At 59.3% G+C, this 23,456-nt stretch carries 16 protein-coding genes and 2 pseudogenes; 9 read left to right on the top strand and 9 right to left on the bottom strand.

The annotated features are described in order from the left end of the window. Nucleotides 1-8: 8 nt before the first annotated feature. The gene (locus KFO72_RS12005) at nucleotides 9-446 is read right to left on the bottom strand and encodes a winged helix-turn-helix transcriptional regulator (RefSeq protein ID WP_225032198.1); all 438 of its coding nucleotides are present in this window, start codon (nucleotides 444-446) and stop codon (nucleotides 9-11) included. 90 nt (nucleotides 447-536) lie between these two features. Between KFO72_RS12005 and KFO72_RS12000 the strand changes: the two genes are divergently transcribed. Further along, entirely contained in the window at nucleotides 537-1,130 is a 594-nt protein-coding gene (locus KFO72_RS12000; protein ID WP_225032197.1) for an FMN-dependent NADH-azoreductase, read from the top strand. Between the two features lie 612 nt (nucleotides 1,131-1,742). Here KFO72_RS12000 and KFO72_RS11995 read toward each other — a convergent pair. Further along, a complete protein-coding gene (locus KFO72_RS11995; protein ID WP_225032196.1) occupies nucleotides 1,743-1,997 on the bottom strand; it encodes a phage integrase N-terminal SAM-like domain-containing protein in 255 nt (84 codons plus the stop codon). A 693-nt stretch (nucleotides 1,998-2,690) separates the two neighbouring features. Here KFO72_RS11995 and KFO72_RS11990 point away from each other — a divergent pair. After that, a complete protein-coding gene (locus KFO72_RS11990) occupies nucleotides 2,691-3,167 on the top strand; it encodes a hypothetical protein (RefSeq protein WP_225032195.1) in 477 nt (158 codons plus the stop codon). A 535-nt stretch (nucleotides 3,168-3,702) separates the two neighbouring features. On the opposite strand, the gene KFO72_RS11985 is transcribed toward KFO72_RS11990, so the two are convergent. Continuing rightward, on the bottom strand, nucleotides 3,703-4,278 hold the full coding sequence (locus tag KFO72_RS11985) for an H-NS family nucleoid-associated regulatory protein (protein WP_225032194.1): 576 nt from the start codon (nucleotides 4,276-4,278) through the stop codon (nucleotides 3,703-3,705). 755 nt (nucleotides 4,279-5,033) lie between these two features. Here KFO72_RS11985 and KFO72_RS11980 point away from each other — a divergent pair. After that, entirely contained in the window at nucleotides 5,034-6,257 is a 1,224-nt protein-coding gene (locus tag KFO72_RS11980; RefSeq protein WP_225032193.1) for an alpha/beta hydrolase, read from the top strand. Here the strand turns inward: KFO72_RS11980 and KFO72_RS11975 are convergent. From KFO72_RS11975 to KFO72_RS11965, 3 genes are all read right to left on the bottom strand, one after another. Next, nucleotides 6,236-9,451: a CHAT domain-containing tetratricopeptide repeat protein gene (locus tag KFO72_RS11975; RefSeq protein ID WP_225032192.1), complete on the bottom strand. Its 3,216-nt coding sequence runs from the start codon at nucleotides 9,449-9,451 to the stop codon at nucleotides 6,236-6,238. The two genes, KFO72_RS11980 and KFO72_RS11975, sit on opposite strands and share 22 nt — an antisense overlap. A 231-nt stretch (nucleotides 9,452-9,682) precedes the next feature. Then, nucleotides 9,683-12,892 carry a FecR domain-containing protein gene (locus KFO72_RS11970; protein ID WP_225032191.1) on the bottom strand — a complete coding sequence of 1,070 codons (3,210 nt, stop codon included), beginning with the start codon at nucleotides 12,890-12,892 and terminating at the stop codon, nucleotides 9,683-9,685. Between the two features lie 89 nt (nucleotides 12,893-12,981). After that, entirely contained in the window at nucleotides 12,982-14,460 is a 1,479-nt protein-coding gene (locus tag KFO72_RS11965; RefSeq protein WP_225032190.1) for a tetratricopeptide repeat protein, read from the bottom strand. A 1,639-nt stretch (nucleotides 14,461-16,099) separates the two neighbouring features. On the opposite strand from KFO72_RS11965, the gene KFO72_RS11960 reads away from it, so the two are divergent. Further along, nucleotides 16,100-16,930, top strand: a complete 831-nt coding sequence (locus KFO72_RS11960; RefSeq protein WP_225032189.1) for a hypothetical protein — start codon at nucleotides 16,100-16,102, stop codon at nucleotides 16,928-16,930. Here the strand turns inward: KFO72_RS11960 and KFO72_RS11955 are convergent. Continuing rightward, nucleotides 16,887-17,366 carry a DUF488 family protein gene (locus KFO72_RS11955; protein WP_225032188.1) on the bottom strand — a complete coding sequence of 160 codons (480 nt, stop codon included), beginning with the start codon at nucleotides 17,364-17,366 and terminating at the stop codon, nucleotides 16,887-16,889. The genes KFO72_RS11960 and KFO72_RS11955 overlap by 44 nt on opposite strands. Before the next feature lie 215 nt (nucleotides 17,367-17,581). On the opposite strand from KFO72_RS11955, the pseudogene KFO72_RS11950 reads away from it, so the two are divergent. After that, a pseudogene (locus KFO72_RS11950) lies at nucleotides 17,582-17,965 on the top strand (transposase); the annotation flags it as partial. A 67-nt stretch (nucleotides 17,966-18,032) separates the two neighbouring features. Here KFO72_RS11950 and KFO72_RS11945 read toward each other — a convergent pair. Then, a complete protein-coding gene (locus tag KFO72_RS11945) occupies nucleotides 18,033-18,755 on the bottom strand; it encodes an SDR family oxidoreductase (RefSeq protein WP_225032187.1) in 723 nt (240 codons plus the stop codon). A 132-nt stretch (nucleotides 18,756-18,887) separates the two neighbouring features. Here KFO72_RS11945 and KFO72_RS11940 point away from each other — a divergent pair, with 132 nt between their 5' ends. Further along, nucleotides 18,888-19,805: an AraC family transcriptional regulator gene (locus tag KFO72_RS11940; protein WP_225032186.1), complete on the top strand. Its 918-nt coding sequence runs from the start codon at nucleotides 18,888-18,890 to the stop codon at nucleotides 19,803-19,805. 745 nt (nucleotides 19,806-20,550) lie between these two features. Here the strand turns inward: KFO72_RS11940 and KFO72_RS11935 are convergent. After that, nucleotides 20,551-21,132, bottom strand: coding sequence for a TetR/AcrR family transcriptional regulator (locus tag KFO72_RS11935; RefSeq protein ID WP_225032185.1), 582 nt, complete (start codon nucleotides 21,130-21,132; stop codon nucleotides 20,551-20,553). 255 nt (nucleotides 21,133-21,387) lie between these two features. Here KFO72_RS11935 and KFO72_RS11930 point away from each other — a divergent pair, with 255 nt between their 5' ends. The 3 genes and pseudogenes from KFO72_RS11930 (at nucleotide 21,388) to KFO72_RS42070 (ending at nucleotide 23,397) form a co-directional block, all read left to right on the top strand. Next, the gene (locus KFO72_RS11930; RefSeq protein WP_225032209.1) at nucleotides 21,388-22,500 is read left to right on the top strand and encodes an alpha/beta fold hydrolase; all 1,113 of its coding nucleotides are present in this window, start codon (nucleotides 21,388-21,390) and stop codon (nucleotides 22,498-22,500) included. Nucleotides 22,501-22,510: 10 nt separating this feature from the next. Beyond that, nucleotides 22,511-22,711, top strand: a pseudogene (locus KFO72_RS11925) (helix-turn-helix domain-containing protein); the annotation flags it as partial. Between the two features lie 434 nt (nucleotides 22,712-23,145). Beyond that, nucleotides 23,146-23,397: an FAD-dependent monooxygenase gene (locus tag KFO72_RS42070; protein ID WP_263627383.1), complete on the top strand. Its 252-nt coding sequence runs from the start codon at nucleotides 23,146-23,148 to the stop codon at nucleotides 23,395-23,397. Nucleotides 23,398-23,456 lie beyond the last annotated feature (59 nt).

Genomic DNA, 23,456 nt, shown 5'->3' with positions numbered 1-23,456 from the left:
CATGCTGACTACCGACGCGAGCCGCCCTCTCCCCGCCGAACGGCGGGCCTGCCAGACCCGCGTCGATCGGAGCGAGCAGGTTCGTCCTGATCATAGCGTGCCCGGTTGTTCTCGATCTCGTCGAGATGCTCTCCCGCCCATGCACCCAGCGCACGAACCGGCACGGCGAGGGATTGTCCGAGCGGCGTCAGCGCATACTCGACCTGCGGGGGCACCGTCGGGTAGACCGTGCGGCTCACCATGCCGTCGCGCTCGAGTGCCTTCAGGGTACGCGTAAGCATCTGCTGCGAGATCCCGCCGATGGTCCGTTTGATCTCGTTGAAGCGGCGTGGCCGATCGATCAGTACCCTGACAATCATTACCGTCCATTTGTCGCCAACGATGGCGAGTACCTTGCCAACCTTATGGCACTGGGTGCTGACGCCCGGGGAGGCAGGCATATCCATGTGACCTGGTCCTAAAAATATGCGTTCTTGGCGGATCGCCTCTGGTTATTTAGCATAGTGCTGGTCACAAATCCAGACCAGAGGCCAAAAGTGAACCTGCTTCATCTCGATTCCAGTATCATGGGCGCAAATTCGGCGAGCCGCGTGCTCTCTGCCGCCATAGTCGAGCGGATTGTCGAAACACACGACACCGTAAATGTCACCTATCGCGATCTTGCCAGCGAACCGCTCCCGCATCTCTCCTTCGACGCGTTCATGACGCTCGACGCCGGCAACGACGTGCAGCAGTTCCTCAACACGGACGTCGTGGTGATCGGGGCGGGCTTCTACAATTTTTCGGTTCCCACCCAACTCAAGGCATGGATCGATCATATCGTCGTACGCGGCAAGACCTTCGCACGCGGCGAGAACGGACCGATCGGTCTTGCCCAAGGCAAGCGCGTGATCGTCGCGCTGGCGCGCGGCAATGTTTACAGCAAAGAATCCCCGTATCAGGCGTTCGAGCACGCCGAGACCTTGCTTCGCTCGGTGTTCACGTTCATAGGCGTGTCCAATATCGAATTCGTCGTCGCGGAAGGGCTCGGGCGCAGTGAGGAGGTGCGCCGCGCCTCGATCGCGAACGCGCTTGAAGCGGCGCGCAAGATTCCTCCGAACGCTGCCGCTCCAGCTACCCCCGGAGCGTGAGGGCACGGGCGCGAATACACCGCATGTCCATGTTTTTGCGCGCCGCAAGACGAGGACGGGGTCGGTGCGCGCAGTTCCTTATTGCTCTCACACGACACCTGTCCAGCAACCAGTGTTCAGCGTCCTCGGGGTGTACGGGACGAACGTTTTCGGTCCAGTTCGCGTAACTCAGGCGTTCGTCCCGTTGTCAGGATCTGCTGGTCCAGGTACCGTCGTGAAGGTAAGTCGGGGACCCGGCTCGGCAAGTTCTTGCTTGCCGTCCTCATGGATTGCGCGACGTAAGTCTCATGGCGCTGGAACGCACCGCGGCGCGAAGATCCGTGGCGTCTAGTGGCAAGCGACGCTTACGATGCATCGCCGCCGCAGGCAGTTGTCGAAATTTCGCGCAAGGCCGACGATGGTCTGGCGAGACGACTCGTGTAGTCCACGTGACATGGGGAGAACGATTTCCGACACGCCTGCGCGCCTCACCATGCTGCTCGCCGGCGGGCTGTCACTGTCCAATAGAAACGGATACACCTGTCGATTAGATGCGGATACAGCGGACGCTATCATCCCGCTTCGCCTTACTGGGCGTGGTGTATCCCTTCGACATGGGATCTCATCGATCAACTACTCGCGTTTGAGCGTGACGGTGTACAGGAAGCGCAGCGCGGCGGTGGCTACCGCCAGCGTGCTCCGGGAACGCCGCTGGATCTCGGCGAGAAGCACCTGGTAAGCGCGAATCTCCTCCGGGCCCAGCAGCGAAGGCGAGCGCCCGAAGTACTGGGCGAACCCACTGACCTGCTGCAGGTACGCGCGCTGGGTATTGGCCGCGAGGTTGCGCACGCGCATATCCTCGACCATGCGTCGACGAAGTGCCGTCATGACCGACTCCTCTCGAATGGACAGGGCAGAAACTGCACTGCCATGGTCCCATTCAAAGGAACGCAGTCCTGCGGAGCGCGCCGGAGTCGACGCCGTCGGCTAACTACTTGCTACCGCGTCAGCGGTTTAGTTCAAGAAGAATTTTCATAATAGCCGTGCCTGCAGGCACTGCTTGTGCAGGCGGCAGCATGTCCAGCTTTCAGCGAGACGGGGGCAAGGTCGGCAACGCGTTGACCGCAATACGTCGCTTCTCCCCGCGGATGTCATCGCCTCATTCGTCGCACCCCGCCTCTGCCACTTGCTTTAGTACGCCGGTTGCGCACATCCGTCGGGCACAACTCGCGCGGTGCAAGGGCCCCAAGGGCGCGACTGAAATCTCCCTGCCTGACGGCGGGTTTTCGCCGCTTCGAAAATCCCGCTGCAAATGGGCGGTCATTCCCCCGTCCCATCCAGCCCTCGTCCGGCAATACCACGGGCAGGCATCTGTAATCATCAATCGCTGGAAGCGCAGGTTCCAACCTGACATTCGTCGGAGCGCTACTCGGCGAGCCTGCTCATCTACTAAAGGTAACCTGACATCTGAACAAGCGAGATATCAAACTCCGGACCGCGGTCGATGCCCACGCAAATACGGTCGACACGCTGCTCTCGTATCTGCGCGACTGCCACTTCGAGAAAACGCATCTCACGCCGATGCACCTAGCACTGGTTATCGAATACGCCTATCAACGTCATCCGAGATTCTGGCGCGATCTCAGCACGTCGGTGTTGAAGGACACGATGTCGCGGCACATGCCGAGTTGGAGTACGGCATCCGCGATGATGCACGGTGGCGCAGACAACCTCCTACAAGAGTTGGGAAAGATCCTGCGAATTAACGCGTTCGACGAAGCGAATACGGAAATGTTGTCGACGCTGCCGGTGGCCGAACGTCCGACAACGCCCTCTGCTGCATTCGCGTGGATTTCCACCGAATTAGAGACCAAAAGTCTGACGGCAGACCTCGAGTTCGCGCGACCGGACGCCGAACGCCGCGGTGAAAGAGGCGCTGGTTGCCTACGTAACGGACTGTCAGTCCAGGAACCACATCCACGTTTCTGGCGAGACCCGAGGCTAACTTCCGCCGTCGAGGCGATAGTGCGGGTGTTCCTTGACTGGAAGCCCAGCTGAAACAAAGCTCCGCGCCGCCGTCGCTAGAACCTCGTGCGGGAGTTTAGAGGCGGGCTGGAAGTCGCCGCTTTCGACAAACTAACGTCGGAATGCTCGGCTCCCATGCCGGTGCATGAGCGTCCTGATGACCGAAGGTCAGCAGCGGATTGTACTTGTGCCGAATATCGACGCGACGGACGAGTGACAGAGATGCAGAAACAGCGGTTGGAACGATCCATAACCTGACGCGCGAAGAACAGACTGCGGCTACCGCAGCATGTCCGGTGGAAGACGAGCACGGTTCGCAGGACGCGAGCAGGATTGAGGCACCCTGCTCGCCATTGTCAGAGCAATCAAGCGGCGGCCGATTCAGCCGCGGCAACGTTAGTCGGCGCCGGCGCCTCCGGAGCAGCGACCGTTTTCTTCGCGGCAGCCTTCTTCGCCGTCACTTTCTTTGTCGCGATTTTCTTCACGGGTGCCTTTTTGGCCGTTGCAATGCTCTTTTTGGCGGCGGCCTTCTTCTCAGCAACCTTCTTGTCACCTACCTTCTTAACACCTACTTTCTTCGCGGCAGCTTTCCTGTCGCTACCATCTTCGTCGCCTTCGGTTTAACGTCGCCTTCGCCAGCACCGCCGTCAATCAGAAATGCCGTGCGGTCCTTCGCGTCGGCCAACCATGCCGGCGCTGGTCCACGCCCACTCCAGGTAGCTCCGCTCACCGGATCACGATACTTGGGGGCCTGCGGCCCGCGAACATAGTTTCCGGCGTTGGCTGCCGTCCTGGCAGCGGGCGCCGGGGCGTCCGATGCGACATCTGTCAGAAACTTACTACGGTCCTTTGCGTTCGCGATCCAGGCTGGGGCACGTCCGTGACCGGTCCAGGTTGCGCCGCTCTTCGGGTCGCGGTACTTTGCAGCCGACGCAGATTTTCTGGTGGCGACCTTAACGCCTGACTTACGACCGCGCTTCTTCGAACCACCGATGTGCGCCTCAATGTCGGCCTTGGTCAGCCCGTGCTTTTCCATGATGTCGCGAATCTTCGCGATTACACTGGACGACTGCTTTGCAGCCAGGGCTTCCGCCTGCGCCTGAAGCTTTGCGATTTGCGCCTGGACCTTCTCGAGTGTTGACATTTATATATCTCCCCGTAGTTAGCAATGGTCGCACTATGCCACCATGCCGATAGACCACACATCTACTAACCTTATCAGCAGATACAGAATTTCCGAGTAATATTCTGAAGGCACGGAGTTTGTACTGGTTTAACAGATTGCCAGCATGGTGCAACGGTAAAGCGGGGTATCTCATGGATGAGAGAAAGCGCGATAGCATGGTCTGTCCGATCCCGCCGCCATGTCGCGCTCCCTTGCCGACTATCAATCCCGACGTGTTCGTTGTCTTAGGTCCACATGGAAAAGCCCGCAAACTACCGTTCTTCTCCGCTCACGATGACGTGCGCATAATGTAGGTTTGGTCCAAACATTTTCCCGATGTAGTTGCAAAAGCCTGCATCTCGTTTCTTAAACGCCCCATTGCTGTCCACGTGATCTCTGGCTCCGGTGCGCCAGACGGCGCACCGCATGCCTACGTAAGAAAGGCGCGGTGCATCGCGCTGCTGCCCCCCTTGGCCCCCGGTCAATAGCGGCCACACGGCGCCAATTTCGCTTCGCTCTACGTGTGCGCGGTCCCACCCTTACAGGTGAAATTCGCTAGGTGCGGTTCACGCGAGCACTATCATATCGGAAGTGTCGGTGCACAACGCGGTCAATGGTACAACGAGGCGTATCGCTGCAATACGCCGCTCGGCAGCACGATAGTGACATTCCCGACCGGCATAACTGCAAAGCAAGCGCCCAGGCGCTTACTTTGGTCGACAGGAGATGACATCATGAGGTGCGTCAAATTTGCATTTCTTGGCGTCATGGTCTCAATGCTCGCCGGGTGTGCAAGTCAGAGTAACGGCGGGTCCCCCAACGTCGCTGTCCCGCCCGCTGACCAGTTGCCCGGCTATGAGCTGATCGCGCCTCCGACACTGGATGAAACCGGATTTGACGCGACGATCGATTCGCCTCGCGGCGCAAATGGTGGTTCGACACAACAGCCATCGCCCAATGCACCGGCATCCTATGTGTCAGCACCTTATAAGGTCGTGCCAGTATTTTTTGGGACCGACCGCGAGAAAATAGGCTCCACCGGATTCGGCGGGACCCGCTCAACTACGATCAGTTACGGTCAAGTTTCTGTGAGCATTCCGCGAGACCATCAGATGGGCGCACTGGAAGATCGGTCGTGGTGGAGTCTGCGGTTTGCTTCGTCCCCGGAGAAGGACGTTATGGTTCTTAGCATTTCGCCCCAGTCTCCCGATGCATTCTTTGCAGCCCTGCGTGCCAAGGTCTCGAAGAGCCCCAAAAAAAGCCTGTTTGTATTCGTTCACGGCTACCACGTGAGTTTTGCCGATGCTGCACGCCGTACGGCGCAGATGGCGTATGACCTAGGATTCGACGGAGCGCCTGTGTTTTTTAGCTGGCCGTCCCAGGATCGCATGCTGGCTTACATGGTCGACGAGCAAAGTATCGCCGACGCAGAGCCTCATTTAGAACATTTTTTGAAAGATGTCCTGAAGCAGTCGACCGCGGAGAACGTTTACCTCATTGCTCACAGCATGGGAAACCGTGCACTCACCCGAGCACTTGGCACCCTGGCGGTCGCTGCACCGCAAGAGGTGAAACGGATCAAAGAAGTCATCCTCGCCGCGCCGGATATAGGCACCGTCGAATTCACGGAGCAGATCGTTCCGGGTCTCAGGGAACTTGGGGCACCGATCACACTGTATGCATCGTCTAACGATCGCGCACTAGTGTTGTCCGAGCAATTGCATGGAGGAAAAAGAGCCGGCGAGTCTGGAGATCACCTGGTTGTTCTAAACGGCATTGAAACGATCGACGCGTCAAATACTGACACTGACCTCGTCGGACACTCGTATTACGGCGACCGGCGGACCGTCCTCGCCGACATGTGGTATCTGATCAACGGCGACATGCGGGCTCATCAGCGCTGCTGTTTGAAGCCAGAATTGTTTCGTAGTCGGCCCTATTGGATTTTCTTGAGGTGACGATCCGCGCAGCGATCGTCCACCCGGGTAGCACGACGATTCAGCGAAATCACTTCCGCCCCCCCCTCCCCCACATTCACGAACGGTGCCCAGAATATCGGATGTGCAAACTTTTCCTGATTCCCGCCGTCCAGCAACGACACCATCGCCCGCCGCAGCGCCTCTGCCCGACCGATCTCCGGACTCTCGGCTAGTGTGCGCGTCGCTGTCGTCATGATCGCCGCGGTCGAGTCGGACGCAACCGACCAGTGACTAACGAGCAGTGCCCGGCTGCCAGCAAAGAAGAACGCCTTGGCGAGCCCCGACAGTCCTTCGGCACCTGCCCGTCCTTCTGGCGCGGCGGTGTTGCAGGCCGAGAGTAACACCCAATCAGCGTCGAGCTTGAGCGTCGCGATCTCGCTCGCCGTCAGCAGACCGTTGTCGGTGGACAGCATCGTCACAGGAGGCGTAAGCACCAACGCGGGCTCCGCTACGCCACGAAACTCGCCGGCCAACACTCCGTGCGTAGCAAATGCAACAATCCGATAAGAGGCGAGGTCCGTCTGCATGACCATCTGCTTGGTCGCACGCGAACCGAAGTAGAGATCGCTGTCGCTCGCGTTTAAGGCACGTGCGACGGCCGTAAGTTCATCGTGCGTTTGCGGCAACGGAACTAGTGTCGTGCGTAGCAGCGCCGGATCGATACCTGTGGCCAGTCGGTCGTTCAGTAGCCCACGCGTTGCCGTGCCGGTTCCCTTCAACACCGGGTCCCCGAAACCGATAAACGGCTTTGGCGCCCGCGAATCCTTCGTGACTGTCCGCAATACTATGAATGAGCTTATCGAAGGTTCGATCGAAAATGCGAAATGACGGGTCAGAAAATCGAACCGGGCAAAGTCCCGCACGTTCTTCGGCGGCCCATCAACGGGCGTGCCAAGCAACACGGACAACGGCAGATTCTGCATCGCACGATCGACGATGGCCACGATGTGATGTACGCCAGCCAAGTCTGACTCGAAAGGCCGGAATAGCTGCTCATACAACATGCACGCCGACGTGACATCGAACGGCGGCAGATCCGAGAGTCTACGGGCGTTGCGCAAATCAAGGCCCTTGCGGATCGAATCGACGGCCTGCTGCAATTGCGCGCTGTTCAGGTCCGTGCGTACGAACCTCAGCGTGCGTCCCGTGACGAGGAAAAGATAGGTTGCGCGCGCCGACGTAACTTGCAGCATCAGTGCCTCCGCCGGCTTCAACAAACCTTGGACAACGCTAGCAGAGACCGGACGCGGATTCGTCAATTCCGCGTAATCTGGAAATTCTTGACGTAGCGTGTCGTCAAGCTTATCGATCGATTGTGCAAGTTGCGCTAGCTTGGTACGGGACCCCGGGTTGTTGTCCAGGTCAGGCGCCGCGCCTTGCATTTGAGTCAGCCCATCGACGACGGAACGGTCGAGTGCGCGCCAGCGCTCGACGTTGTCTTGCCGCTCGCGCACCAGCGCCGCGAGACGCCCCTTGCCAGCACTGAAGCGCGCTGCCATCTGGCTGACCGCGCCGGCCGTGCCGCTCAGGTGTGGGAGTTGGGCGACTTCGAACGCCTCGCGCGAGAGCGCGTCATCGGTCGAAGCGTGATTGACCCAACTGAGTTCCAGGAACTGTTCGAAGAGCATGCGCGCCTGCAGCTGTTCGCCGAGTGCCGACGACGAAAGGGCGCGTTGCGCCACATCCAGCCGCCGTTGCGCGATGCCGACCGCCTCCCGCGAGGTGCCGAGCGCGTCCATCGGACGGCCCTGGGCGAGGCGCAGATTCGCGAGTTCGGACAGACTCTCCGCAAGTCCGGCCGCCGTGGCCGCCCCATCCTTACGGCGGATCAGGACCGCTTGAGCCAGTTCGCGGCTTGCATCGTCGAAGCGGCCCTGCACGCGATGGATGCGCGCGAGGTCAGTGAGTCCTGGCGGCAAATCGGAAGACTGGCTGCCGCGCACCTTGCTGATGAGCGCGAGCGACATCACATAGGTTTCCGCGGCCTCTTGAATGTCGCCCGTGCGATGAAGCGCGCGTGCAAGCACCGCATTCGCATAGCCACGCTTGAGGTCCCACTTTCCGGACAGGCGGTTGTAGATTGCGAGCGCGCTGCGTGCCTCGCGAATTGCATCGTCGGCGTGGTCCGCGTCACTCAGCAGCAACGCATATTCGAGGCGAGTCGCGGCAACCGAAGCGTCGTTCTCACCGAAGCTCGCCATGAAGATGTCGATTGCGTGCAAATAGAGGCGCTCGGACTCGCCAAATTGACCCAAATCCTTATAGACGATGGCAAGGCAATGCAGTGTGCGTCCTATCGCCGGATGGTTCTTACCCAGCATGCGCCGATAGATAGCGAGCACTTCCTCGTAGACACGCTCAGCCTCAACCGCCTCGCGCCGGAGGATCTCGATCCAGCCGATGTTGTAGAGCACCGATGCCCGCGCAAGAGCGTCGGACGACCGCGAAGCATCGAGCCGTTTCAGCGCTTCATCAAGACGCTCCTTTGCGCTGTCAAGCCGGGAGTCGCGGATGTCGATCTGTGCAAGCATTACGTCGGCTGTCGCGAGCGCGGCGTCGTCCGTGGGCTGCTGTGCGGCCAGTATCGCACGCGCGGTCGTCGCCTCCGTCCTCGCTTGTTCGGTGGACTCTTGGCTCAGATGCACGGTCGCGAGATCGAGGTAGGCACTCGGCGTCGCAGCACCGTTGTCGCCACTTAGAACGCGCGTTGCCCGTAGCACCTCGGCGAATTGCTTTTCCGCCGCATCGAAACGCGAAAGTTCGAGATAGGCGACGCCGAGGTTGTGCGCAATCTGAATGCTGCGCTCGTGATTGGGTCCGACGTTCTTCACGAAGACCGCATAGCTCTCTTCATAGAGCGTCGCGGCCTGCTGATACTGCCCTTTCGCCGCGTAAATCGACGCAAGGTCTTTGACGAGCCAGGCGTGTTCGTTTGAACCGCTACCTTTGGCTTCCTTGACGATATCGACTGCCTGACCAGACAGGCGCAGTGCCTCGTCGAATTTTTGCCGCTGATAAGTCCAGGTGGCGAGGTCATCCAGGATATAGGCGACGTACACATGGCGTGGACCGTATTGCGAGCGAGCCATGCTGAGTGCTCGCTCACCGAGTGCGATGGCCTCCTCGTACTGGCCGGTCGATGCAAGAACGCGCGCGCGTCTGGCGATGTCCACAGCCTGGCCATCGGTTGTCGCCGATGGAAGGGAGGCGCCTGTTTCGGGTACCGATGTTTGCGCTCCGGCAGCGCCCGCGTGGGCGGCGAGCGCGAGCAACAACATAGTGAGCAGGATTCGCCTTGTCCGAAGCTGCAACATGTCAGCGGGCATTCTACCGTCGCGTCTGGAGAGCGCCAAAGGAAAGACCACCGAACGGCCGTCTAGGCCTTTGACGCTCGTTTCGCGCGTTCAGTGCGAACGTTCTGCGCCAAAGGTACCAGATGCCCTGTAGGGAGTGCCCGCAGTCTCTTGGATCACGAAGCGCCCAGCGACAGCCGGAGGCGGCATGCCCGCCGGACTGCCTCCCGGCGCCTGCACGAAATTGCCGACGAGCCCACCCTTGCGCGCAGCGTCCGCCGCTGTCATCGCGCCCTGGAAGACCGCTGTGCCGTTCATGATCTGCGTCGGGCCCCGGTAGTGTGCGCCGTCGAAGTTCATATCGGCCGTGCCGGTGCGCTTCGCGAAGTCCCATGTGTTCTCATAGGAGCCGACCGCAGTGTAAAGCGCCGTGCCGTTCACGACGTTGCCGATGGCGTGACCCGAATAGCTAGCCGTGCCGGTCGTTGGCAACTGGCTCGGATCGGAAAGCCGGCCCGCCACCCACGTGCCCATATGCAGATGCTCAAGATCGCCCCCAGGACTGCCGGCCGTATCGCCGAAAATGAAACCCCATTGCAGGTACTGATACTGCGAGATCGGTTGCCCGTTGGGCAGCTTCAGTGATGCAGGCAAGTTGCCACCCGCGTCGCGCAGCACATTTGCGTTGACCATCGCGACCGATGAGTTTGCCGCCGCAAAACGACTGTCGTCGATCATCGCCGAGCGGTTTTCAGGACCGCCCAGCGTCATGGGAAAATGCCCTGACAGCTGCAAATCGACACGCACCCGATTGTTGATAGCATCGGTTGTCACAACGAAGTTGCCGGGGCTGGTTCCGGTGCCGATTGGCGTATATGTCAGGAGCTGGCCTGGACCGTTCTCTTTTTCGCCTATCCCTCCAGCCCACCCGGTGAGCGTCGCGTTGCTACGTGAACCGACCGACACCTGGCCTGCCGTTCCAGTCGCAAGGCGCAGCATTGCATAGCTGGTGTCGTTTGCCGTCGAACTGCCGAGCGAATGCTCGGTGCCACCGAGAAGCTTGACTTGACGATTCGACACATCCTGATCGCATATCGTTGCACCGTCGCACGGAGGTGCATAGTTCTCGAGAACGAAGTAGCCCGCATAGCCGGCCCGATTGATTTGCGGATTGCCACCACCAAACGACGTGCTCATAATCGGGCTCGAAATCGCGACCGTACCGACCGGACCGCCGGTAGTGGTTCCGTGCGAGGAGCCGATGGTACGACCGCTCGCGACCGCGCTGTATTGCAGGATGCAACCGCCACATGTCGGGAGAAGGGCGTACGTCACATCGCCTAGTGTGACGGAAAGCGTCGACTGTTGTAGTCCGCCGGCGCCTTGCATGCCGAAGTCGGCGTGCAGGAAGCCATTCGGTGCTGTCGTGGGCAGATTTGGGCCGTTATTGACAACGAAGAAACCTGAGTCCGTCAGATTGAGGCCCAGACCCGTCGGCATTCGCAGGAAGGCACGGGTGTCGGAGGCGACCGTCGCGTCCCGGAGGCTCTTTGGGTCGAAATTCTCCGAAAGGCCAGCGGATACAAAAAACCGGTCGACTCCGAAGGTGTTTTTGAAGTCGGCGTTGAGTGTATTCGTTCCGTCCGCTTTAAGAGTAAGACGTCCCCCGTCGACATTGCCGGTTGCAAAGATAAAGCGTTCGGGGCGGCCCGAGTCGAGTTGCGGACAGGGTGGTGCAGCACAGGAGTTGTTTTGCGGGTCGAGTTTCCCTGGACGCACCTGGAGAAGAAGAAAGTTGTCCGGATTCCGCTCCATCGTCATCCGTTGGTTACCACTTGGAATCGTCACCGATACTACCTGAAACCCGGCCTGCAAAAACTCCCAGTGCGATGCCGTGGTATTGAAACCAGAGCCATTCCCGACCGAGTTTGCGGTGTTATCCTCAATATCCATAGTGATAGTTGTGCCAGAATCTTTCGGTGATGTGGGCCATTTAATGGAGGGAAATCCCGAGAGAAAGAATGGTGCCGTCGAGTTGAACGATCGTCGTGGACTGACGTCGTAGAGAATATGAGTTGCCCCCGGGGGAAGGGAGGAATCTCCATCAGCTGGTTTGGTTTGACCCACCAGTTCGATACCCAGGAGAGCGCCATCTCCACTCTGGTCTGTACGAAATATGTATTGCAATTGCGGATCCGGCGGGTACGGTATCACTGTTCTCGCCCCCGTGCTGGGATCGACGTCAAATCTGTCCGCGATCACAAACGGGGGTGGATTTCCGGACCCGAACGTCTGTGAATATGGGTCTAACGAAGTGGAACTGAATACCCGGTTGGTAGTTGGAGCCCGCCCCCTCACCTGCTCGTTGAGAGCGCCATTGTTGAACGTCGCATTACCCCTGTTCTGTTCAAGCGATCTCACGGGGGTGGCCGCATCCGTGGGCTGACCTAGTGCCAGGACCTTGTTTGGATCCACGCCGCTCCCCGGCGCGAATCCACTGGCTCCGAATCCACCCGGTGTATCGCCGATCTCTCCGAATGTCGGGGATATCGGTGGAGACAGCGGTGTTTCGACGGGACCACTAACTGTCCCCAGCGGCTGTTGCTCCGTCGCGAGAGCGAGCGTACTCGTCCCCAGTGCGACCAACTCCGTCAATCCCACTCTGCCCAACTGATCCTCCTGCTCTTTCGACAAACCCGCCAACTGTGCGGTACCGAGCGCAAACGCATCGGTCGCTGCCATGCCTTCAGGCTGCCTGACCGGTCGCTCCGGGCCCTCCTTCCCCGCCAGCGAAACCAGTTCAAACCCCGGCCTCTGTGCACTCTGCGTCTGCCCACCGTTTCGCAACTCCACGCCCCGTCCAAACAGCAGACTTGTGCGGGTTCGCCCTTCCGCACTGACCTCCACCACCGCCGACGCCGCATCAAGCCTGACTTCGCCCGCCGCCGTCTTTACGATGACCGGCGCACGGTCATTAAGCCTCCCGCCCGCCACACGCATGAGCCCCTTTTCCATTTCCAATACGAGCCGGTCGTCGCCCGTCTCCGAATAATCGAACGCCTCGACTTTCATATCGCTGACGGGTGCGAGCGTGACTGAAGTCCCGTCTGGAAACAATATCTCGCACACCTCGGAGCTACCGGTTATTACGCGCTGACCCGCGCCGACGGTGCCACGCGCCATAGTCACCTGCGGTCGGAGCCCCTTGCCCGGAGAAAACGTCAGCGATGCCCCTTCGACACTCGCTTCTGCGGGGGCCGCCAATACTAGCCCAGCCATCAGGGTAGACAGCGTTCTCATCTTTGACTTGAACCTGAACATGATCGGTCACTCCTATTAGCTCACCGTGCACGCGGCCTCATCCTTGCTTTCCGCCTGTATCACGCCTTACAACGCAGCACACGCATCTATCAAAAGCTCCATGCGAGCCCCACGCTCGCGCTGGTGTCGTGGTACTTGAAGTTGGGCAGCGTTGAGTTGTTGTTCGTGTACTGCACCACGGCCGTCAGCGTGAGCGTCTGCGTGATGCGCACGTTGTGCGAGAGGACAATGTCGAGCCTGTTATCCTGACGCTTGACCGTCGGATCAATCTGCGGGTCCGCGTCGTTGTAGATACTGCGGTGCACGCCCAGATAAAGAGACGTACTCCAGGAATACTCGGTCCAGTGAAAGGGTGCGGGATAAGTTTCCGTAACGCCCGCTCCGAACCCGACTTCCTTAAACGATTCGAAGCCCGCATCGGAGTTCCGCTGCGCGAGACTCACTGCGGTAAACAAGCGCGTTGCAGGAAGTACCTGATAACCGACGCTGCCGCGCAACTGGGTATATAGACCCGTTCGGTTAGAGTTAGTCGGAAACGCATCCTGGTCAAAAAAATGTTGATCGCTCGTTTCGAGCGTCAGGTCAAAGTACGAGGACGACGCGAAGATCTTCTGCAGATTGACGCCGCCGCCGTACCCGCCCAGATAGTCTCGGCTGTTCAACAGCATGTAGGTTGCCGACACGAACGGCCGTACTGACCAGTTCGGATCGAGGACGTTGCCCAGGTAAAAGCGCGGACCGACGTCCGCGCCGAAGCTGTTCAGATTCAGCAGGTGTGTGTCCTGGTAACGCCGATTGAAGGTTGTGAAATTGGCTTCGAGGTCGTTGCCCGCTTGGCTGTCGAAGGCATAGGTGTAGTTCAGCGTCGCACCCACTTCTGCGGACCAGTCGCTGTGGCCGACCGCCTGTTCGTTAAGTAGACCCTGCTGGCCCAGCACCCTTACGTCGCGCGACGAGGGACCCGCATTCGCATTGCTGTCATAGCGCCCGCCTGCATATAAGGACCCCGTGAAGAAGTGTTTATGCTGCGCACGGTCTGCCTGACCGAGCAGCGATTGCGCGCGTTGGCGCAATGGGCCAGGAACATCGGGGGCGAGCAGAGCCTGGCGCAAATAGACCGCCGCAAGATCCGTCGCGCCTGCGCGCAGATACAGCTCGCCCAGTTGCAGGCGGATGTTTGAGAGCCCAGGATTGATCTTCAGGATGCGTTCGAGTGCGGCAATGGCGCCGCGCAGATCGCCCTGCGCCGCCGCCAACGTCGCAAACTGGAACGAATGCTCAGGGTCGGTGGGATCGGCAATCATCGCTTCGAACGCCGCGCGGTACTCCTGAGCCACGTTTCGTTGTGGTTCCGGTGCAACAGCAGCGTGCCGATCCTCTTCGGCTACAGCACTTGCCCCGAATGTGGCCGGTAGGACCACGCCAACTGTGGCAAATGTCAGGCAACGGCGATACAGAAACTGGACGTTTCGCCTTCGGAGTTGCCAGCCGGAAACGGCCGTCACTTCTGGCGGACGGAACGTCTGCCTTGTAAGCAAGGCAGCTACGCGGCGGTTCTTTTTATTCACCTCTCCCCCTATTGGGGAATTGCCACTGTGACACAAATACCGCAACCGGTCGTCTGCTTGAAAGACGAACGATGGGGGACAGATTTCAAGCCGATCGTGCTATGACAGATGCGACGAAATTTCCCGCCCTCTAATCGCATCCATTACCGAGTCGATTTAATTATGTGATGCTCCAGACTGCCGCTCGCCCTCGACAACGCCGCATGCCACGAACTGGCGTTCAGATTGCATCTCATCGTCGTGCGCTTTAAGTGCCGTCGACAGGCTGGCCCATTTTCAACCAAAGACATTACAAGACGATCCATACGCGTCGAAGGTCTCATTCATAACAGCTTCCCATTTAACGACGACGGAGCGTTTAAAGAGGAAAACGTCGGGGGATGTTCCGTCGGCGATTACTGACACTGTCCGGATCAATCCGGACAGTCGCTAACAACCCGGCTCGTTGTGCTGCTAGCAACCGGCTGGATCGATGTGCCGTCGATGGGTGGGTCATCGCATCTGTCTTCCAAGAAACGCTCGACTCCTCACTGAGCCGATCTAAACGCCGCGCAGTATCGCTTTAGCAGGCGTTTACATGTCTATCATGACATCAATTCGACAATCGATTACGCACGTTTCAAAACCAGGAATTTGCGGGACGGTGTATCACCGCGGGTCCTCCCGCCACAGATTCAATCTAGATAACAAACCATGCCAATGCAAATTAAACTGGCCTCTGTAACGTCTCTATCTTTCAGAATATGAGACACCGACACGGGTCGATGCATTGATATCTGACGACGCCCGGTCGGAAGTGCCACCGCATGGACACTGTATATTGCGTCGTGCGATACACCGCTGCACTGTTAGACCGAACACTTCTAAGTGTTCGGTCTAACAGTCACGCCTAAGGTCGCTCCGAGTCGTCCCCTGCCTCGAGTTCGTATCCTGACGGCGCCCGGAGTACCCGCGCCTAGAGTTGTCGGGCTTCCCGTGGCTGCGTATGACGTGCCCAGTGGAGCGTTGAGTGTTGGCACTGTAGGAAAGCCGCGCCCCCCGCAGGGAGCTACCTTCGCCCACACGGCGCTGGTCAATGCCGATCTGTTCGGCCGTAAGCCTTGGCGGCCGACTAAACACCATGACAAGAGATGGCGTGCTGCCCACTTGTTGGCTTAGCGTGGGCACAAACCGCTTCTTGAGAGCACTCCGATATGTCTGATTGTGTTGCCCCGGGGGCCTCGCTGTCCGCGAGATAAAGAAACACGACCGACCTCACGCAGGCAAGAGTCCCGAATCCCGATGAGTATCGATTAATGTATCGAAGATCTTGATGTCCGAAGGACTGCGGGTCATAAGCTGAGCACCTGCGACAGCGGAGAAAATAGCGAGTGCTCACCGTTTAACTTGTTTCGGCCCAGCGATGCCCGCAGCCCGAAGAACCTTCCCGAGCCAGGTAACGTTCACGTCCGAGAAAGTCTGGACTTCCTTCTTTACGATGTCCGGCGCCACCTCGCCGACTGCCCGCCTCCGCTAGCATCAAAATGCTCCCTGTCGCCAACTTTTCGATATGGGCACGAAGTCCTGTAGAATCGGCGGGTATCAGTGGCAAATAATATTCAAGAAAAATCTATGAGAACGTGACCGAGGGTGAACAACAATGGCACTTGGACGTGTCGAGCGAATTTTAATTCTGGCTAAAACATACCCATCGCCTAGCGCGCAATACATTGAAACATCCTGCGTCGCAGGAATTGCTGAAAGCGGTGGAATGCGGCGCCTCTTTCCTGTTCCGTTTCGCTTAATCGAGGACGGTCGCCAATTCGCGAAATGGCAATGGATCAACGCCCGAACTGAGAAGGCACCCAAGGATCATCGTCCGGAGAGCCACAAGATTTTCGTCGACACCGTCTCCGGCGGACCCAAGCTTGGAAGCGAGAAAGGTTGGGAGAAAAGGCGCAAATGGCTGGACAAGGTTCCTACCTTCAACGACTTCGAAGATATTGATACAGCACGGTGCGAAGATCGACTCTCACTCGCGTTGTTGCGGCCCAAAGCCCTAGTCAGCCTAGAGATTAGCAAAGCGCGCAACGCCGACTGGACTGATGAAGAGCGCGAGAAACTGCTGCAAGAGCAGATGCAAGGCAATCTCTTCTCCGAGGCGGACGAGCGGAAACGAGTGAGGCAACTCCGAAAGATTCCTTTCGACTTCTACTATCGGTATGTTTGCGAAACAGCGGATGGGACGAAGGAATATAAGCACAAGGTTGTTGATTGGGAAGCCGGGGCCCTGTTTTGGAATTGCCGCAAGTCTCATGGCAAGGAATGGGAAAAGCCATTCAGAGCCAAGCTTGAGACTGACTTGGGAAGCAAGGATTTAATGTTTCTGATGGGCAACCAGCACCGCTTTCAGGACCAGTGGTTGATTATCAGTTTAATCTATCCACCTAAGCGAAAGATCTCTGACGATCCGCAACACGCGCTGTTTTAGAGCTGGACGAGATGTGCTCAACCTCCGCCCCGCAGTGCGAACGCACTGCAGCTGCAACCATCATGCGATGGCAATAATTGTAATCCGCTTCATAGCAGAGCAACGCGCAAGTCGACATTTCTGCTAGGTTAGAAAGCTCTTCAATTGCAGCTGCCTGTGTTTTCAGATAGCTTGAGAACCCTTTCTTGTATTGACTCCAGTCGCCGTCTTCGCGAAAACGATTGCGGACTGGCTTCGGGCATCCCAAATCGGCCATGTGAATATATTCGAAGCCAGACACGTTCAAAAAATTGGTCAACGCCGTCTTGGAAAAGCCCGGTTTGCGCGACAATGGAAGTTCCCTGATGTCAACCACGGTTTCAATCTCGTGGGAATCGAGCAATGAAACGAAATCGTTGATGCCCAATCCTTCGTAGCCGATCGTGAATAGTGTCATGCCAAGTCCTCCACAGGGACTAGATTTTAGCCGAGAATCGCCTCTCGAAGAACGATCGGCCACCCCGCGAGGACTGCCTTGCAGCCCCACTAGATCAAGAGCAGGAAGACATGCCGGACGCCACGATCATGTCCCTTACGCAACAGGCCATTGGGCCGGCCCCCGCGAAAACCGGACACTGGGTAACGCTTAAATTATGAGGTAGTCTTCCGCCTATGTTTAAGCCCAGTCACAACGTGGAACCCGTCGAAGTTCTAACCCAGCCGGAGCAGCGCCGCCGGCGTTCTGTCGAAGAAAAGCTCGCAATAGTGCGCGAGACGTTCGAGCCTGGCGCCACTGTTTCGGGCGTTGCGCGTCGCCATCAGATGAATGCCAACCAGGTCTTTGGCTGGCGCAAGCTCTATCAGGATGAAAGCCTGTCGGCGGTCAATGCCGGCGAACAGGTGGTACCGGCATCGGACGTGGCTGAAGCGATGAAGCAGATTCGCGAACTCCAGCGATTGCTGGGAAAGAAAACAATGGAGGTGGAAGTCCTCCGTGAAGCAGTGGAGTATGGTCGAGCAAAAAATGTATGGTCCACGGCAACCCTGCACGGCAGACAGCCTGGACGCTGCGTGGCGCACGCCCCATTTCATTTACCCGACGCATCTGAGGTTTGCAGAACGACTACACGAGGGTTCCACCGCCATCCACAACCACAGCTTGACCAGTCGTGTAGCCCCCTCGCATGAACGAAAGGTAGGCCTCAGCGAGATCGTCAGGTGTGCCAACTCGCTCCACGGGCAGCTTCGCAGCAGTTTCGCGGAAGATGTGTTCGCGCGTTTCGGCCGGAATTCCGGACCAGAGATCGGTGACGACCATTCCGGGCACGACCGCGTTGACCCGGATGGGGGCGAGTTCGATGGCGAGGGCCCGCGTTAGCGACTCGATAGCCCCGCAAATGCTCGCCGCAAACGCAAAGCCCGCCGGCGGCCGCCGTGCGGAAGTCCCGCCAGTCAGGACGATCGAGCCGCCGGGACGCATGTGGGGACTTGCCGCCTGCACCGCAGCGAGCACGCCCCAATAACGCAACTCGAAGAATTCGCGAGCGGCCGCCAGGTCGGTGTCCACGACGCGTGAACCGAACGGAAGCGGCTCACCCGCGGTATAGGCCAGGTGGTCGAACTCACCCAGTTCTGCGAAGAGCTGTCTCGTGGCATTCGCCGATTTCAAATCCACGGCCCTGCCTGTGGCGGAACCTTTTGGGAGTCGATCCACCGCATCGGCGACGCTTTTGGGCTGACTGGCGACGATGACGATACTGGCTCCTTCTAGCACGGCCTGCTCGGCCACGGCGAAGCCGATGCCGCGAGACCCGCCAAGAACGACGATACGTTTTTCTTTCAGCATGACCTGAATCCACGGAGAGTGTCGATGAACAGGTCCGATACGGCGGACCCGCTGATTGCCCAGTCATCGTAGACTGCGGTACAAGTACGGTCGATAGCTAAATGACCGAGAAACTTTATCTCTCGTCCAAATATGGATCCTTTCCTCGATCTGATCGGCCTGCTTCGACCGAGTGCCACCATGTGGGGCGGCCTCGAGGGGCGTGGAGCATGGGCGGTATCGTTTCAGAAGCGGGACGATCTCCTGTTCTGCTGGCTATCACGCGGAGAATGCCAACTGGTTCGTCCGCGCGTGCCGCCTTTGCGTTTGCGCGCCAACGACTTTGTTCTCGTTCGTACCGATGCACCCTTCGTGCTCAGCTCGGACCTCTCGATCGAACCGATCGAGAGCGAGGCGGCAGTCGCCCGGACGAAAAAGACGACACTGCGAGTCGGCAGCGGCGCGAAGTCGCCGGTCACCCTTCGCGGCGGTCGATTTCTGTTCGATACGGCAAACGAGACCCTGTTGACGGGCTTGCTCCCTTCGCTGGTGCACATCCCGGGAAACGACACGTACTCGCCGCGCATTCGCGCCCTGATGAGCATGAACGAAGCAGAGTCCTCGCACCCGGGGCCTGGAAGCGAATTCGTCGTCGCACGTCTATTGGAATTGATCCTGGTGGAAATTCTGCGCGGCGCCCGACTTTCTACGCAGCCGCAGCACGCGGGGCTGATCGCGGGTCTAAAAGACCCGATAGTGGCGCGTGCGCTCTCAGCGGTCCACCGCGACGTGCAGAAGGACTGGACCGTAGCCGACCTGGCTCGGCTTTGCGGCGTCTCACGTTCCGCTTTTGCCGTTCGTTTTCGGACGACCGTCGGGATGGCACCCGTCGAATACTTGCAGCATTGGCGTATGGCGCTGGCAAAGGACGCACTGCGACTCGGTACGCGAGGTATTGGTGAAATCGGGCTGTCTATCGGATTTCAATCACCAAGCGCATTCAGCACCGCTTTTACCCGGGTTGTCGGAATTTCACCGAAGCGGTTCGCGGCCTCCGTTCGACAGCGATAAAGCGTGCGCTCCCTGCGCGAGTCGAAAAAGTAAGGAGCCCTGCAGAACCGAAGTTCTACGGCGCTGGTGCCTTCTGCTCGAGCGGGGCAGGCCCTTTTGCATCGCGAGCAATCTAGTGGCCTGGCCGGTCGCATTCGGCACACTGGTCCCGCAGGTCAGGGTCGGCCGTACCGTGACCCACAACGGCGCAGGCAAATTCCTGAGCGTCGGCGGCTAATTCACGCTGGCCAACGGTCAGGCCGATCTGCTCTTAAAACGTGGTCCCCGCGGTCATCCACATTCGTGAGGAACCGGGCCCGTCAACGCTGCGACGGTGTAACGAGCGCATGAGAGAGGAATTACGCGAAGCGTAGCCGGGAGGTGGCATTGTCGCGCAGCAGTTGGCCACCCTCGTGCTCGTGCAAGCTTTGCGGCTGCAGCTTGTGGGCGCAATAAAGCCGTCGGCTGGTTTTCCGCGCTCGCGGATAAACGGACGCGTGCGGTGATCAAGCCGTGCACGAGAGGCCCGCCGCAAAATGGACGCTACCGGACGCCGGCGGAGCAGGCAGCCATGTCACGCACCACCTTCGCTCTCCGGTTCAAGGAACTCTCGTGCTTACACACCGATGAATTACCAGCGGCGTTGGGCGTATAACCTTGGCCGCTGCCAGGCTGAAGCACTTGCGCATCAAGCGCACTCCCCGCCAGCGGGCCACCACCCTCAGACGCATGACGGCGAATCGTCCGGGCGGGAACAAAGGGTGGATCACCCGTCTGGGGTCGCCCATCTCTGGACGCTGACTTCCGCGAGCGCCTTGAACACAGCAGGCGAGCGCTCGAGACGAGCGATCGTGCGGGCGCCCTCAAGAGCGGCGACCAGTGCAGAAGCGGTGGAGGAGGCTCGCGCGGAACTGAAACCACACCGTCGGAAGTGCTCCGCAATAATTTCGGTCGAGTCAGCAAAACCGCGCGCTACCCGCCCGGTCAGCTCAGCATCGAGCGCGGGCAGCTCGTTCGCAAGGTTCTGCATCAGGCATCCATACTGGAAATCGGTGGCCACCATTTCCGCCGCGAATGTGGCGAAGATCTGTTGAACAAATTCCAAAGCATTGCCCGTCGTGTTCGCCGAGATGGCCCGCAGTACGCTCATCCGGCTCAAGATGTAGTTATCTATCGCTTCTTCTGCAAGTTGTGCCTTGCCGCGTGGAAAATGAAAGTAAAACGATCCTTTGGGCGCACCGCTTTCCTTAAGGATCTGGATTAATCCGGTCGCAGTGTAGCCCTGGATGCGAAACAGCCGTTCGGCTGTGGCAATTGCGCGCGCGCGCGCATCGGTCTTACGTGTCATTTTGAAACGGTATCACGTCTCGCTTGACGAATCTATGGTGATCGACATACTATGGTGATCACCATATATCGGACCGCAACGATGCCGCCTTACCAGCTCAAGCCATCGGCGTCCCGGCGAGCCTTCCTGGCGATGGGCGCCGCTGGCCTGGGGGCAGCCTTGCTTCGACCCGCGCGGGCAAACCTCACAGGAGCAACTGATTTGGCCGCATCAACATACGGCGAAGGAACGCTTCCCAATGGCGTCCGCTCGCGCATGATCCACGGGGTCAACGGCCTCGATGTTCATATTCTCGAGGCCGGTTACGAAAGCCCTGACCGACCGCTCGCACTGCTTCTGCACGGCTTTCCCGATCTTGCTTATGGCTGGCGGCACCTGATGCCGATTCTGGCTGACGCCGGCTACCACGTCGTGGCCCCCGATCAGCGGGGATTCGGCCGTACCACCGGTTGGTCGAACAACTATGACGCACCGCTCGCGCCCTTCAGCCTTCTGAACATGACGCGTGACGCCCTCGCATTGGTCCTGGCACTGGGATATCGGCGCACGGCAATGCTGGTCGGGCACGACCTCGGCTCGCCGGTGGCCGCCTATTGCGCGCTGGCCCGACCTGACGTCTTTCCCTCAGTGGTGCTCATGAGTGCACCGTTTCCCGGTCCGCCGGCGCTGCCGTTCAACATTGCGCACAGCGAGGTAGTGTCGGCTCAACCGAACGATGGCAATCAAAAGCTAGCGGCCGCGCTGGCAGCGCTCGATCCGCCGAGGAAGCATTACCAGCAGTACTTGAGCACACGGCAGGCGAACCAGGACATGTGGCACCCGCCACAGGGTTTGCACGCGTTTCTCCGTGCATTTTTTTACGCCAAAAGCGCCGACTGGCCGGGAAACAAGCCGCATCCGTTGAAGGCGCTAACCGCCGCAGAGCTTGCCCAGATGCCCGCCTACTACGTCATGGAACTCGGCAAGACGATGCCCGAGACCGTCGCTCCATTCCAACCGTCCGCCGCCGAGGCTATGGCCTGCAAATGGCTTACCGAATCAGAGCTTGGGGTGTACAGGTGGGAGTATGGCCGCACGGGATTCCAAGGCGCCTTGCAGGCGTATCGCGTGTTTTCCGATCCTGAATTGAACGCAGAGTTGCGCCTATTTTCCGGCAAGACGATCGATGTCCCGTCGCTCTTCATTGGCGGCCGGAGCGATTGGGGCACTTATGCAGCACCCGGCGCGCTCGATCTGATGAAGACGAAAGCAGCGACGAGAATGGGTGATACCGAGCTTATCGACGGCGCGGGTCACTGGATCCAGCAGGAGCAGCCGACTCGGCTCGGCGAACTCCTGCTTGCCTTCCTCAGAGATTCGGCAAGCTGAGTCTCATGGCGCTGTCGGTCTGGCGCCGATGGCTTACCTGCTGAACTGGCGCATGGCCCTGGCCAAGACCAGGCTCCGGCGCGGCGAAGCCGGTATCGCCGAGATCGCCGAACGCGTCGGCTCAGCGAGCGCGTTCAGCGTCGCCTTCACCCGACACGTAGGTCAGTCGCCGCCCCGCTATGCGCGGCAGTCTGGCGCTGCTGCGTCCTGACGGTTATGAGCGGCCCACAAGCTAAGCGCCCTGCTTTTGAGGGGTGTTGTCGGAGCATGAGTGCCGCCCGGCTTGGCATTGCTCTTGACGCACGCACCCGCCAGGGACCGCTGCAGCCGGTGCAGAGAAACGCCGATCAGCATCATGCAGATAGTTGTCAGACACGGAGCCTGCCTATGCCGGCGTGTCCTTCGTCGAGACCTTGGCGCCGGCGGCATGTTCGCGCTCGAGCCGGGCAAGGGGATCGCTGTGTACAGGGAACCGGCAGGCGTGCTCCACACTTACGTTCAACTGATGCGGCCTGCGGAGCTGAATTCGACGGCTGGACATCGGCGCTCACCACCCTGATCACCGGCAGCGACACGGCACCGGTCCTGCGAACGATCAACGCGCTGCCAGTGGGTCACCGATGGACGCGCACGCCAGGCGTGACGTTGCTCGGCGACGCCGCGCATCTGTCGCCGCCAGCCGGCGACGGGGCAAACCTGGCGATGCTTGATGGGGCCGAGCTTGGTGAGGCTATCGCCGCTCGGCCTGGAGACATCGAGACCGCGCTAACCATCTATGAGGCGGCGATGTTCTCGCGCTCCGAGGTGGCTGCCGCGGGCGCGCACCGGGTCTTGGAGCTTTGCCTGGGTGAGCTTGCCCCCTTCAGTCTCATCGACTTTCTCAGCGCTGAACAATGAGGCCACATCACTATCGCTGGGGTATGGCCGCCTGACGGCGAGCCTCAGTACATCGAGAG

This window comes from Paraburkholderia sp. XV (genome assembly GCF_020177535.1).
Lineage (GTDB): Bacteria > Pseudomonadota > Gammaproteobacteria > Burkholderiales > Burkholderiaceae > Paraburkholderia > Paraburkholderia caribensis.
The sequence above is the reverse complement of the archived record's forward strand: the minus strand, read 5'-3'. Positions and strand labels throughout refer to the sequence as shown.

Bases quoted from the DNA above. Each gene is read 5' to 3' on its own strand.
- KFO72_RS12005 (WP_225032198.1), bottom strand. From the start codon at position 446: ATGGATATGCCTGCCTCCCCGGGCGTCAGCACCCAGTGCCATAAGGTT.
- KFO72_RS11995 (WP_225032196.1), bottom strand. From the start codon at position 1,997: ATGACGGCACTTCGTCGACGCATGGTCGAGGATATGCGCGTGCGCAAC.
- KFO72_RS11990 (WP_225032195.1), top strand. From the start codon at position 2,691: ATGCACCTAGCACTGGTTATCGAATACGCCTATCAACGTCATCCGAGA.
- KFO72_RS11985 (WP_225032194.1), bottom strand. From the start codon at position 4,278: ATGTCAACACTCGAGAAGGTCCAGGCGCAAATCGCAAAGCTTCAGGCG.
- KFO72_RS11980 (WP_225032193.1), top strand. From the start codon at position 5,034: ATGAGGTGCGTCAAATTTGCATTTCTTGGCGTCATGGTCTCAATGCTC.
- KFO72_RS11970 (WP_225032191.1), bottom strand. From the start codon at position 12,892: ATGTTCAGGTTCAAGTCAAAGATGAGAACGCTGTCTACCCTGATGGCT.
- KFO72_RS11960 (WP_225032189.1), top strand. From the start codon at position 16,100: ATGGCACTTGGACGTGTCGAGCGAATTTTAATTCTGGCTAAAACATAC.
- KFO72_RS11955 (WP_225032188.1), bottom strand. From the start codon at position 17,366: ATGACACTATTCACGATCGGCTACGAAGGATTGGGCATCAACGATTTC.
- KFO72_RS11945 (WP_225032187.1), bottom strand. From the start codon at position 18,755: ATGCTGAAAGAAAAACGTATCGTCGTTCTTGGCGGGTCTCGCGGCATC.
- KFO72_RS11940 (WP_225032186.1), top strand. From the start codon at position 18,888: ATGGATCCTTTCCTCGATCTGATCGGCCTGCTTCGACCGAGTGCCACC.
- KFO72_RS11935 (WP_225032185.1), bottom strand. From the start codon at position 21,132: ATGACACGTAAGACCGATGCGCGCGCGCGCGCAATTGCCACAGCCGAA.
- KFO72_RS11930 (WP_225032209.1), top strand. From the start codon at position 21,388: ATGATCCACGGGGTCAACGGCCTCGATGTTCATATTCTCGAGGCCGGT.